18 protein-coding genes are annotated in these 11,597 nt (G+C 70.1%); all 18 read left to right on the top strand.

Annotated features, from left to right (window positions below; all coding sequences use genetic code 11):
- Positions 1 to 296 (top strand): hypothetical protein (locus AX737_RS05230; protein WP_210173128.1); only part of this gene is annotated, 296 nt, incomplete at its 5' end.
- Between the two features lie 4 nt (positions 297 to 300).
- A complete protein-coding gene (locus AX737_RS05225) occupies positions 301 to 1,830 on the top strand; it encodes a phage portal protein (protein WP_156453539.1) in 1,530 nt (509 codons plus the stop codon).
- Positions 1,827 to 2,729 (top strand): S49 family peptidase, encoded by a 903-nt coding sequence (locus AX737_RS05220; protein WP_066919552.1) that lies wholly within the window; start codon positions 1,827 to 1,829, stop codon positions 2,727 to 2,729. Before AX737_RS05225 ends, AX737_RS05220 begins: the two co-directional genes overlap by 4 nt.
- Positions 2,730 to 2,858: 129 nt before the next feature.
- On the top strand, positions 2,859 to 3,386 hold the full coding sequence (locus AX737_RS05215; protein ID WP_238229934.1) for a hypothetical protein: 528 nt from the start codon (positions 2,859 to 2,861) through the stop codon (positions 3,384 to 3,386).
- Between the two features lie 13 nt (positions 3,387 to 3,399).
- Positions 3,400 to 3,780: a head decoration protein gene (locus AX737_RS05210; RefSeq protein ID WP_066919548.1), complete on the top strand. Its 381-nt coding sequence runs from the start codon at positions 3,400 to 3,402 to the stop codon at positions 3,778 to 3,780.
- 3 nt (positions 3,781 to 3,783) lie between these two features.
- Positions 3,784 to 4,815: a major capsid protein gene (locus AX737_RS05205; protein ID WP_066919546.1), complete on the top strand. Its 1,032-nt coding sequence runs from the start codon at positions 3,784 to 3,786 to the stop codon at positions 4,813 to 4,815.
- Between the two features lie 11 nt (positions 4,816 to 4,826).
- Positions 4,827 to 5,129, top strand: a complete 303-nt coding sequence (locus AX737_RS05200; RefSeq protein ID WP_066919544.1) for a hypothetical protein — start codon at positions 4,827 to 4,829, stop codon at positions 5,127 to 5,129.
- Positions 5,129 to 5,542, top strand: a complete 414-nt coding sequence (locus AX737_RS05195; protein ID WP_066919542.1) for a hypothetical protein — start codon at positions 5,129 to 5,131, stop codon at positions 5,540 to 5,542. Before AX737_RS05200 ends, AX737_RS05195 begins: the two co-directional genes overlap by 1 nt.
- Positions 5,539 to 6,333: a hypothetical protein gene (locus tag AX737_RS05190; RefSeq protein WP_066919540.1), complete on the top strand. Its 795-nt coding sequence runs from the start codon at positions 5,539 to 5,541 to the stop codon at positions 6,331 to 6,333. Before AX737_RS05195 ends, AX737_RS05190 begins: the two co-directional genes overlap by 4 nt.
- The gene (locus AX737_RS05185; RefSeq protein WP_066919538.1) at positions 6,330 to 6,983 is read left to right on the top strand and encodes a phage baseplate assembly protein V; all 654 of its coding nucleotides are present in this window, start codon (positions 6,330 to 6,332) and stop codon (positions 6,981 to 6,983) included. The genes AX737_RS05190 and AX737_RS05185 overlap by 4 nt, the downstream gene beginning before the upstream one ends.
- A gap of 14 nt (positions 6,984 to 6,997) precedes the next feature.
- A complete protein-coding gene (locus AX737_RS05180) occupies positions 6,998 to 7,192 on the top strand; it encodes a hypothetical protein (RefSeq protein WP_066919536.1) in 195 nt (64 codons plus the stop codon).
- A gap of 4 nt (positions 7,193 to 7,196) precedes the next feature.
- Entirely contained in the window at positions 7,197 to 7,613 is a 417-nt protein-coding gene (locus AX737_RS05175; RefSeq protein WP_197430468.1) for a GPW/gp25 family protein, read from the top strand.
- A gap of 16 nt (positions 7,614 to 7,629) precedes the next feature.
- The gene (locus AX737_RS05170; RefSeq protein WP_066919534.1) at positions 7,630 to 8,721 is read left to right on the top strand and encodes a baseplate J/gp47 family protein; all 1,092 of its coding nucleotides are present in this window, start codon (positions 7,630 to 7,632) and stop codon (positions 8,719 to 8,721) included.
- Entirely contained in the window at positions 8,721 to 9,386 is a 666-nt protein-coding gene (locus AX737_RS05165) for a phage tail protein I (RefSeq protein ID WP_066919532.1), read from the top strand. Before AX737_RS05170 ends, AX737_RS05165 begins: the two co-directional genes overlap by 1 nt.
- A 10-nt stretch (positions 9,387 to 9,396) precedes the next feature.
- A complete protein-coding gene (locus AX737_RS05160; RefSeq protein ID WP_066919530.1) occupies positions 9,397 to 9,978 on the top strand; it encodes a phage tail protein in 582 nt (193 codons plus the stop codon).
- A 7-nt stretch (positions 9,979 to 9,985) separates the two neighbouring features.
- Positions 9,986 to 10,327 (top strand): hypothetical protein, encoded by a 342-nt coding sequence (locus tag AX737_RS05155; protein ID WP_066919528.1) that lies wholly within the window; start codon positions 9,986 to 9,988, stop codon positions 10,325 to 10,327.
- Positions 10,328 to 10,338: 11 nt separating this feature from the next.
- A complete protein-coding gene (locus tag AX737_RS32975; protein ID WP_066919526.1) occupies positions 10,339 to 11,076 on the top strand; it encodes a hypothetical protein in 738 nt (245 codons plus the stop codon).
- A gap of 4 nt (positions 11,077 to 11,080) precedes the next feature.
- On the top strand, positions 11,081 to 11,597 hold a 517-nt coding region (locus tag AX737_RS05145), incomplete at its 3' end, for a hypothetical protein (RefSeq protein WP_156453538.1).

Here is an 11,597-nt window from a genome sequence, read left to right as displayed (position 1 = left end):
CCACCCGCCCGCGCGGTCCGCCGCTCCTCCTACATGGGACGCTGAGCATGGCCGAACCCGTACAGACCCCGGAGGAGATCCGGGGTGAGATCGTCGCGCGGATTGCGAAGATCGACCGCCACCTCGCCACCGGCCTCACCGAGTCGCGCGAGGAGGACGAGCAGGCGAAGTGGGATCTCGGCCAGATGCGCCGCGAGCGCGCCGAGTTGCAGGCCAAGGTCGACGTGATGGACGGCGCGGTCCCGCGCGCCAACCGGGTGCGTTCGATCCGCGTCGTCGCGTCGAAGGGGTACTGAGCGCGTGGGCTTCCTGTCCCGCCTGTTCGGCGCTCCCGCCCAGGAGACCACCTCGGCCACCTTCGCCCCCGGGCTCGGCTACGAGGCGTCGCGCGCCTCGCGGCGCCTCGCGGGCTGGACGGCTGAGCGGGCGACGATCAACGCGTTGCAGGCGCGCGGCGGCGAGGTCCTGCGCGCCCGCGCCCGTCAGCTCGTCCGGGACAACCCCTACGCCTCGGCCGCGACCGAGGCCTTCGTCGCCGCAGCGGTTGGCGACGGGATCACGCCCTCGCCGGTACTGGCCGACAAGGACCTCAAGACCGCGCTGAAGGATGCGTGGCTGCGCTGGACCGACGAGTGCGACGCGGACGGCCTGACCGATCTCTATGGCCTGCAGGCCCTCGTCGCGCGCTCGCTCTTCGTCTCGGGCGAGGTCTTCATCCGCTTCCGCACGCGGCGGCCCGAGGACGGCCTGAGCGTGCCGCTCCAGTTACAGGTCATTGAGAGCGAGCAGCTGCCGCTCTCCTACGGGGTGATCCAGTCCCAGGTCGGCAACGAGGTACGGCACGGCATCGAGTTCGACCGCATCGGCCGCCGCGTCGCCTATCACTTCCTGAAGCGCCGCCCCGGTGAGGCCGAGATCGGTGGCGGCATCGGCGCCATCGAGCGCACCGTCGTGCCGGCGTCCGAGGTGCTCCACATCTACCGCCCCCTGGAGGCGGGCCAGATCCGTGGTCAGTCGCAGCTCACCCCCGCGATGGTGCGGCTGTACCTCCTCGACAGCTACGACGACGCCGAGCTCGACCGGAAGCGCACCGCGGCGATGTTCGCCGGCTTCATCACCAAGGCGGCTATCGGCGAGGCGCCCCCGGTCGCGATCCGCGAGGATGTGCTGGACCTGCTCGACACGGGCCCCCTGACAGCCCCAGACATCGAGACGGCGCTGGCCGATCTCGAACCCGGTACCCTGCAAGTCCTCAATCCGGGCGAGGACTTCAAGAACTCGAGCCCGGCCGACGTCGGCGGCTCCTACGAAGCCTTCATGTACCGCAACCTGCTCGCGATCGCGGCGGCCTGCGGCGTCCCCTACATCGCCCTGACCGAGGATCCCTCGAAGGGAAACTTCTCGTCTCAGCGCGGGATCGAACTGCAGCACAAGCGCCGGGTCTCGCAGTTCCAGCACCAGTGCCTCGTCTTCCAGATGTGCCGCCCGATCTGGGCGCGCTGGATCGAGACCGCCGCGCTGGCCGGTTCGATCCCCGGCCTCGGACCCACGCGCTTCACCCGCGAGCGGGCCGCCCTGTCGACCGTGAAGTGGCAGCCCCCGAAGTGGGATTGGGTCGATCCGCTGAAGGACCGCAAGGCCGACGAACTCGACATCGCCATGGGTGTCACCTCGCGCGACGACGTCATTGAGGCGCGTGGCGAGGATCCCGAGGAGGTCGATGCCCGCCGCAAGGAGGGCCAGGACCGCGCCGACGAACTCGGGATCCGCCCGCCGCCCGGCGCCCCCGCCGAGCCGCCGGAGCCGTCACCGCCCGGAGACGATGAATGACCGCAGCTCTGCGCGCCCTAACGGCCGAGCCCTGGGCCATCCGACCGGACTACCTGCAGTTCATGGCCTCGCTCGCCGCCCTCGATCGCGACGGGCGCGCGTCCCGGCGCTCGGCGGAGGGCGAAGACTGGTTCCGCCTCGATCTGCAGGCCGCGGCCGGGCCGACCGCGCAGCGCCTCGACGGCGCCCGCTACGCCATGCTCACCCGCGAGGGCGTTGCCATCGTGCCCGTGGTCGGCCCGATCTTCCCGCGTGCCAACCTGATGACGGAGATGTCCGGCACCGGCACCTCGGCCGCCATGCTCGGACGAGACCTGCAGCTCGCCCGTGACAGCGCCGACGTCGGCGCGGTGCTGCTGATGGTGGATTCGCCCGGCGGCTCGCCCACCGGCATCAACGCGCTGGCCGATCAGATCTACGCCATGCGTGGCAAAAAGCGGGTACTGGCCCACGTCACCGGCAGCTGCGCCTCGGCCGCGTACTGGCTCGCGTCGGCCGCGGGCGAGCTTGTCGTGGAGAAGACCGGCATCGTCGGCTCGATTGGCGTGGTAGCGGCGATCTCGAAGCAGGTCGAGCCGGACGCCTCCGGCAGCCTCGCCATCGAGATCGTCTCGTCCAGTGCGCCGAACAAGCGGCCCGATCCGCAGTCCGAGGAGGGCGCGGCCGAGATCCGTTCGCTGCTGGACAGCATCGAGAGCCAGTTCATCGCCGACGTGGCTCGCGGCCGGAAGACCACGCCAGCCCGGGTGCGCACCGACTTCGGCGCCGGCGGCGTGAAGGTTGGCGCCGACGCGGTGGCCGCCGGCATGGCTGACCGCGTCCAGACCTACGAACGCAGCTTCCGAGACCTCGCCCAGACCGCCGCCAACGAGCGCGTCGCGCGGGCCGTGAGGCCGTAGCCGCAAGCAGATCCCGGCTTCGGCCGGTACCGGGCGTCACCCGCGCCCCTCCCTGCCAGAAAAACGGAGACAGGAATGCCTGGCGATCTCGCTGGCCTTCGTCGCGATCGCGCGAGGGCTTCCGCACGCATGAACGAACTGGCGACCGCCGCGCGCGGCCGCTCCATGACCGACGACGAGCAGCGCGACTTCGACGCTTCTTCGCGGGAGGTGACCGACCTCGACGCGCGGATCACCGCCGCCGAGGCGGAGGCCGATCGCGGCCAGGGCACGACCGTGTCCCGCGCCGACGCCTCCGAGATCGCCAAGCTCTGTGTCGAGGGCGGCGTGCCGAGCATGGCGGCCTCGCTCCTCGCCGAGGGCGTGACCGTGGCTCAGGCCAAAGAGCGCATTGGCGCGGCCGAGCAGATCAACGACCTCGTCGCGCTGGCGCGCCGCCGGGACTCGTCGATCTCGGCCGAGCTCGGCGCCGAGCTGATCGCCGGGGGCAAGACCGTCGAGCAAGCCCGCGCCGCGCTCTTCGAGAAGCTCGTCGCGAACGACGAGAAGACCTCGATCTCGTCCCACAAGCCCGCCGCTGGCGACGCGGGCCGGGGGGCGACCCAGCCCGTCGATCTCGTCGCCGACATGAAGCGCCGCCACGGCGTCAAGGCCTGAGGAGGATCGTTCGATGGCTCTGAAGTCTCTCTCCTATAAGACCGATGCCGACGTCGTGAAGAACGAGGGTCGGGGTCGCATCAGCCGCGACGAAGGCATTCTCGCCAGCGGCTCCGGCATCCTTCGGCCCGGCCGGGTGCTGGGCCGCATCGCCGCGTCCAGCAAGCTCGTCCCGCTCGCGCCGGCCGCGAGCGACGGATCGCAGACCGCCGCCGCGGTCCTCCTCGAGAACGTCGATGCGACCAGCGCCGACCAGCGCGTCGTCATCCTCGCCCGCCACGCCGAAGTGGTGCTCCAGGCCCTGGAGTGGCCTGCCGGCATCAACGCAACCCAGCAGGCGGCCGCCCTGGCCGCTCTCGAAGCCAAGGGCGTCGTCGCCCGCATGGGGGTCTGACCGATGGCCACGCCGCTCGATCTTCTCAACGCGCCCGAGTTCGCCGACGACCGGCTGACCGAGAGCATCAACATCCCGCAGTACGCGACCGGTCGTCCGGCGCAGCTCGGGATCTTCACCGATACGCCGATCAACACGACCTACGCCCGCATCGCGATCGAGGAGGGCGAAATCACGATCATCCCGGCCCGCGAGCGCGGCGGACCCGGCAACAAGAACATGGGCATCGATCGCCAGGAAGCCCTGGTCCGGATCCCGCACTTCCCGCTCGACGACGCCATCACGCCGTCCGACCTGCAGAACCTGCTCGTCTACGGCAACGGCTACGTCCTGCAGACGCTGGCCAACGTCTACAACGGGAAGCTGGAGGCGATCCGGGCGAAGCACGACGCCACGCACCACCACCTCGACTGGGGCGCCCTGAACGGCCTGGTGGTCGATGCGTCCGGCCGAGTGCTCTGCGACCTGTTCGAGACCTTCGACATTACGCAGAGCGTCGTCGACTTCGACCTCGACAACACCGCGACCGACGTGGCCGCTAAGAACCGCGCGCTGAAGTCGATCATCCGGAAGGCCCTGCGCGGCCAGCCGGCGAGCGGCGTGCGCGTGCTGGCCGGTAGCGAGTTCTTCGACCGCTACGTCGGCCATACCAGCGTGCGGGAGGCGCTGAAGGCCTACGCCGGCCCGACGCCGAACCCGGCCCGCGACGATGTCGCCGACAGCTTCGTCTTCGCCGGCCTGACCATCGAGCGCATCGACGAAGATTTCCGCTACCGGCAGGCGGACGGCACCTTCGTCACCCGCGAAGCCGTCGGCGAGAACGACGCCATCGCGATCCCGCTCGGTACCCCGCTGTTCAAGCGCTACGTGGCGCCGCCGGACAGCATCCAGGAGGCGAACATCGCCCCCTCCACCAAGGTGTTCGTCTCCACCGACCTGCTGCCGCACGGCAAGGGTCAGGAGATCCACACCGAGTCCAACGTGCTCCCGATCTGTCTGCGCCCGGACGTGATCGTGAAGCTCACCCGCACCTGAGGGAGGCCGGCATGTACGTGCGCATCAAGAAGGCCTTCGAGTACCGCAACGAGCGGGGCGAGAAGATCACCGCGCCGCGCGGCTGGATCGGCGAGCTGCCGGAGGAGCACGGCAAGGCCGCGCTCGCCTCCGGCCATGCCGTTCCGGGAGATCCGCGAGCGCTGCCCGGGGAGCCGCCGGTCGGCGACGAGCCGGATCTCGACGCGATGACTCGCGCCGAGCTCGACAAGCTCGCAGCCGAGCGCGGCATCGACGTGTCGAAGGCCAAGAACAAGGACGAGGTGATCGCGGCTCTGCGGAGCTCGGCCGCCTGATGACACTCGCCTCGGGACTGGCTGAAGCGCGGCAAGCCGCCCTCGACAGCTTCCGGGGCGAGCGCGTCCGCATTCTGCCGCAGGCCTCCGCAGGCTGGCGCGGCAAGGGCGGCGCAGACCCGATCCGGGAGGTCCGGGAGATCGTCGGGCGCTACCGGGCCAAGCCGGTCACGGGCGAACTGGAGGGCAACCGCGAGGGCTCGAAGTTCCAGAGCATGACGCGGATCGCCACCACCGCCCACACCATGCGGATCTCGCCGGGCGAGCTCGTGAAGCTCGGCTACGCGCTGCAGGCGAATGATCGCGTGGTGCTGCTCGACCGCACCGACACGCCGACCTTCACCATCGTGCGAGCCGGCCTTCGCGACAGCGGCGAGGCCTCGCTGGAGCTAACGAGCGGGGCGCCCAAGTGAGCATCGTCGCCTACGCTATCCGTACCTGTCTCGGCGCCGCCCTTGTCGACCGCACCCTCGCCGAGGGGCGGGTCTACGACTCCGCGGTCCAGCCGATCGCCGAGATGATCAAGCCCGGCGTGAAGCCGTTCCTCGTCGTCTCCACCGACGACGAGAAGATCAGCTTCCCGAGCAAGCGCTGGGAGCTGCTCGACGCGGACCGCACCATCAACGTGGTGGTTGAGGTCGCCGTCGGCGGCCTGACGCAGGTCGAGGTGCCGGCCGAGCAGGGCGGCGGCACGGCCCTGCGCCTCGATATCCCGCACACCGACGAGGGCCTGGAGACCTCGCTCAACATGATCGGCCGCCAGATCTGGCGTGAGATCGCAGTAGGCGGCCCCTGGTCGGACCTGCTGAAGGAGTTCGCGTGCTGGCCCAAGGAGGGCGCGGTCACCCGCGGCGCCAACACCGAGCAGGGCGTGCGCTACGCCGCCCGGCAGTACGTGTTCGAGTGCGGCACGATCCCGGAGCCCGAGTTCGGCACCGAGCCGGAGGGCCCGTTCGCGACCCTGCTCGAGATGATGGCGGCCGACGAGCGCTTGGCCGACGACGTCCGGCTGGTCCGAAGCATGATCATCGGCGACTTGCTCCCGGATTGGCACCGAGCGCAGATCGAGCTCGGCCTGACCAACCGCTCCTACCGCGCCCTCGGGCTCGGCCCGCTGTTCCGCGAGGTCGGTGAGCCGCTCGCGCAGCGCTTCACCTACAACATGGCCGGCCGGTCGCCGCTCATCATCCAGGCCGCGCCGTGAGCGACTTCGACGAGCTGCTCCGCTGGGTGCAGGCCCTGAGCCACGAGCTTCAGGAGGTGAAGCACGTCCAGGCCAACACGGTCCGGGTCGGCACGATCCAGAAGGCGGACGCGCAGAAGGGCTACCAGATCAACTTCGGGAACGACGCCGAGGGCAAGCCGATCCCGAGCCCGTGGTTTCCGCACCCGGAGCAGGGCGGCACGCACAAGACCTGGCAGCCGATGCCCGAGGGCCAGATCGTCTACGCGATCTGCCCGGGCGGCGATCCGCGCCAGGGCTTCATCGTGCCGAAGGGTGGGTTCTCCGACCAGAACAAGCAGCCGTCCGAGAAGCTTGACGAGCACGTCGAGACCTACGGCGACAAGTTCCGCAAGGTCACGAACAAGGACGGCGTGACCTATTCCTGGGGCGACAAGACTTCGTACAAGTTCGGCAAGGACGGCATCATCCACACGGTGGACGGTGTCAGCCACACGATCACGAAGGACGGCATCGTCCAGAAGACTGAGGGCGCGGCGGTCGAGCTGACCAAGGACGGCACCACCTTTAAGGACGGCGCGGTCAAGCACGACGACCGCAGCATCGGCAAGGGCCACGTCCACAGCGGCGTGCAGAGCGGCGCCGCCAAGACCGGCCAGCCGGATCCCTGAGCAGGAGCAGCACCATGACGAAGACCCGCTATCGGGTTGGTGAGACCGCCAACCTCGACGCCTTCCCGCATGGCACGAAGGTCGGCGACGTGATCGAGCTGACCGAGGCCGAGGCGCTCTACGAGCGCGACATGGGCCGGATTACGCCGGTCGAGGAAAAGGCGTCCGCGCTCGCCCCGGCCGCGCAGAAGCCGGACCGCGCCCGGTAGCACCGTGACCTCATACGGCCTGAACCGCTTCACCGGACAGCCCCTCACCGGCTGGGAGCACACGCTGCAGTCGGTGGACGTGATCTTCGAGACCGAGATCGGCGATATGATCACGTTGCGCACCTTCGGGGGCGGCTTGCGCCGCCTTCTCGGCCGCCGGATCACGCCCAACCTGCTCGCGCTCGCGTCCGCCGTCTTTGCGCTGTCGATCGTGATCTGGGAACCGCGCCTGCGCGTCGTCCGCGTCAGGGTCGCGCCGTCCGACGAGGAGGTCCGCGTCGGCACGGTGAGCTTCGTCATGCAGGTCGCCTACCGCCCGAACGGGCATCTCGGCGACCTGACCGAGGAAGCCGCACTCCGCTTCATCGGCATCGGGGTCAACGGCGACGGCAGCCTGTTCTTCGACGAGCTTCCGATCTGAGCGGGGAGACGCGGCTATGGCTCTGACCCCGACGCCCGTTACGGCGCGCTTCGCTGCGCCGGCGCTGCTCAAGCTCGGACCTCCTCCCGCCTTGGCGGCGCAGGCCTTCGACACGCTCCTCGACACCTCCAAGGCGAGGCTGCTCGCTGAGATGGCGGCGGCGGGCATCGCCTACGACGTCGCGAATGTGGACTCCGATCCCGCGGTGCGCGTCACCCGCGTGGCCGTGCACCGCACGGTTCTACGCCGCCAGATGATCGACGAGGCCGTGGCGCAGACCTTCCTCGGGTCGGCCACGGGACCGATGCTCGATCAGCGCGCGGCCGATTACATGACCGTGCGCCGTTCGATCGCCTCCGAGGATCCGACGCTGGTCCTGGAGCCGAACGTTCGGCCCGACGACGTCCCGCCGCTCTGGACGTGGCAGCCTTACATGGAGGCCGCCGGCATCCTCGCCGCCTGGTACGAGGACGACGAGTCGCTGCGCTCCTCCGCCCTGCTCGCCTGGGAGGCCCTCTCGGTGGCCGGGCCGAAGGGGGCTTACGCCTACCATGCGGGTCAGGCGCATCCGAACGTCCTCGTCCGCGGCGTCGGCGTCTATGGTCCCGAGGACGGCTTTGTGCCCGCCGGCGAGGTCTACGTCGTCGTACAGTCGAACCTTCCCGGCGGCGTGCCCTCGGCGGGCGTCCTCGACGCGGTCGCGCGGCGCCTCGATGCCTTCTTCGTCATCGACGAGACCGGCGCGGTCCGCGTCCGCACCGCGCGCGACGCACAATCGGTGCGCCCGCTCGGCGCCAAGGTCTCGGTGATGGCGAACCAGCCGCTGACCTACGGCGTGGCCGCGACCCTCTACATACCGGCTGGCGCCGATGCCGATGCTCTGCTTGCACAGGCGCGGGCCAACCTCGCCGCCTACGAGGTGTCGCAGCAATATTCGGGCGTCGCGCGCACGCTCTCAGGGTTAGAGACAGCGCTGTCCTGCGCGAACGCCGATGGGCTCCCGACAATACCCAACGTGGTCGTGTCGCAGCCACCAACCGATCTTGCGGTCGCCTACAACCAGATCGCCATCCTGGGCGACGTCTCCCTCACGGTCGAGATCGTGTGATGTGGTGGCGCGCCGTCTTCGAGCCGATCTGGACGGTCTCGCTCCTCCCGCCGGGCGCGACGGATTGGGAGCGCGCCATCGACGCGGTCGATGCCGACCTCGTCGCTCGCGATCCCGTGGGCTTGATCCCGACCGCGCGGCTCGCTGCGACCTGCCCCGAGCCGTGGCTGCCTCACCTCGCCGCCGAGCGCTCGGTCGACGCCTACTCCTCCGGGTGGTCGATTGCGCAGCGGCGCGAGGCAGTCGCGGGATCCTTCGCCTATCACCGGGTCAAGGGCACACGCCCAGCCCTCGACCTGGCGCTGCGCCCCTTCCAGTTCGGGATCACCATCGTCGAGTGGTTCGAGGCGCCCTCGTACCGCCAACCCTACACCTTCGACCTTGCCGTAGACCTCGGCACGGATCTGCCCTGGTACGCCGCAGATTTCTCCCGGCTCGTGGCGACCGCGAACGCGGCCAAGAACGCGCACACCAAGCTGGATCGGGTGCGGCCCGCCCGGCGGTCGAGCGGGAGCGCCTTCATCGGCGCCGTGCCGTCCACCCGGCGCCGGCTCGCGATCTACCAGGCGCTCAAGATCCTCACGCTCACGCCGCCGCCCAGCCTGACCTTCGTCGGCGGCGGCCTGTTCCTGCGCCGTACCCTGCGCATCACCTCTCCGACCTGACGGGACGCCGATGGCCTTCTCCGTGATCCCGACCCTCCAGGGTCAGGCTGCCATAGCGGCCGCCATCGCGGGCACGGCCCCGCTCACGCTCTCCTCGCTCGTCGTGGGCGATGGCAACGGCGCGGCGATCACGCCGCTGGAGACGCAGACCGCCCTTTACGGCCCGCGCGCCACTCTCGGGATCCAGAGCGCGGTGCGCTCCGGCAACCAAGTCACCGTCACCGGCATCGTGGACCAGAACACGGGCGGGTTCACGATCCGCGAGTTCGGCCTAATCGACGCGAACGGCCTCCTTCTCTTCGTCGGCTCAACCCCTGAAACCCAGAAGCTCACGATCGCGGAGGGCGCCTTCGACGAGCTGACGATCCAGGCCGTGATCGTGGTCTCGGAGACGGCCAACATCTTCATCAACGCCTCGCCCGGCTCCTTCGCGACGCAGGACTTCGTCTTCCAGGCGATCCCGCCCTTCGCCACCGATCAAGAGACGATCGACGGTCAGCTCCTGACCAAGATGACCCACCCTCACGGGGTGGCCGCTGCGATCCAGGCCGTGGTCTCGCCCGGCCGCCTCCTCCACATCGGTAGCTTCTGAGGACAGCATGTCGAACTTCGTCGCCAACAAGTTCGCGGCCGACCTCGCCGCGACGACTCTGACCGAGCTGACCGCCTCGGCGAACAGCGCCAACGGCCAGGCGGTCACGGCCGGCACGCATCAGCTCAACCTCTGCAACCGCACCGGCTCCGCGATCTCGGTCCGCGTCGCGATCACCAAGGCCGGCGTCAACGCGCCTGCGCTCGCCGACTACGTCGAGTGGGACGCGCCGCTCGAGCCGAACGGCGTGCTCGCGCGCTGGCCGATCCCGATGGGCGACGGCTGGAAGGTCTTCGTCCAGGCGTCCGCCGTCGGCGTCTCCGCCAACCTCCTCGCACTCCAGGGCTGAGGCGCACGCCGATGAACCGCATCCTCTCCCGCCTGCAGTCGAGCACCGCCGCCTCGTCAGGCTCCGGCTTTCCCGGCCTCAACAACGGCCCGGGCCTGCCCACTGCACTGCGGCCCTACACGGGGCCCTACGGGGCCGGCCAGATCGCCTTCATCAGCGCCACGGGTACGTGGACCGTGCCCAGCGGCTGCAACAGGATCCGCGTGCGGGCCTGGGGCGTCGGCGGAGGCAACAACAACAACAACGCCGGTATCGACGGCGGCGACGTCCAGTTCGGCACCTACTTCACGGCCGGCGGCGGCAAGGCCGGAACGACGAGCGGCCCGGGCGCGGGTGGCGTGGCAACCGGCGGCGACATCAACCGCAACGGTGCGGCCGCCGCCGGTTACAATGGAGGCTCGCCCGGCAATCTGTTCCTGCCCGGCTCCTTCGGCGGCCCGATTGGGGGCAGCGGCTGGCTCGACAGCATCGACTTCCTGGGCTGCGGCCCACGCGGGAGCAGCAACGGCGGAGCGGGAGCGGCCGGCTCGGCGCTGCTCGACGCCGGTGGAGCGGGCGGCTTGCCCGGCGGCGGCGCTGGCGGGGTCCTGCCGAACACCGGCCAGGGCAGCGCCACGGTTTACGGCAGCGGGGGCGGCGCCTTCTGCCTGAAGGAGATCTCCGGCCTCTCGCCCGGCACCCAGATCGTATGCACCGTTCCCGTAGCGCCCAATAAGGGCGGGCCGGGCCTCATCGTCATCGAGTGGTAGCCCTATGGCCGACGCGGTCTCGACTGCGCTCTCGCAGCTTACCCTCGCGCTCGCGAATGCGGACGCCGCCAGCCGCACGGCGGCCGAGCAGGCCTCGCGCGCGCAGGCCCTCATCGACCTTGTCTCCCGCGCCCTGACCTCGCTGCGGGTGCCGCACCGCTGGGTCGGAACCCGTCTCGATCTGCTCGGCCCGACCGGCTACGTGCCCGGGCCCGACCTCGTCGGTCCGATCGGCGCACAGGGAAATGCCGGCTGGACGCCGCAGTTCGGGGTCGCCACCGATGGAGGGCGGCGCGTCCTCCAGGTCTCCGGCTGGACAGGGGGGCAGGGCACGCCTCCGGCCTCTGGCCTCTATGTCGGCGTTGGCGGCCTCGTCCCGAACATCGCGAACGCAGTCGACATCCGCGGGCCGGCTCCAGACACCACCGGGTTCATCGCGCAGGACGGCTCGCGCGCCTTCACGGGTCAGCAGAGCTTCGTCGCGCCAGCGGCCGGGCGCGCCTCGATCGTGCTGCCGACGG

Source organism: Methylobacterium sp. CCH5-D2 (assembly GCF_001556475.1).
In the GTDB taxonomy this organism is placed as follows: Bacteria; Pseudomonadota; Alphaproteobacteria; order Rhizobiales; family Beijerinckiaceae; genus Methylobacterium; species Methylobacterium hispanicum.
Note: the sequence above shows the minus strand (reverse complement) of the source record. Positions and strands in the feature narration are given on the sequence as shown.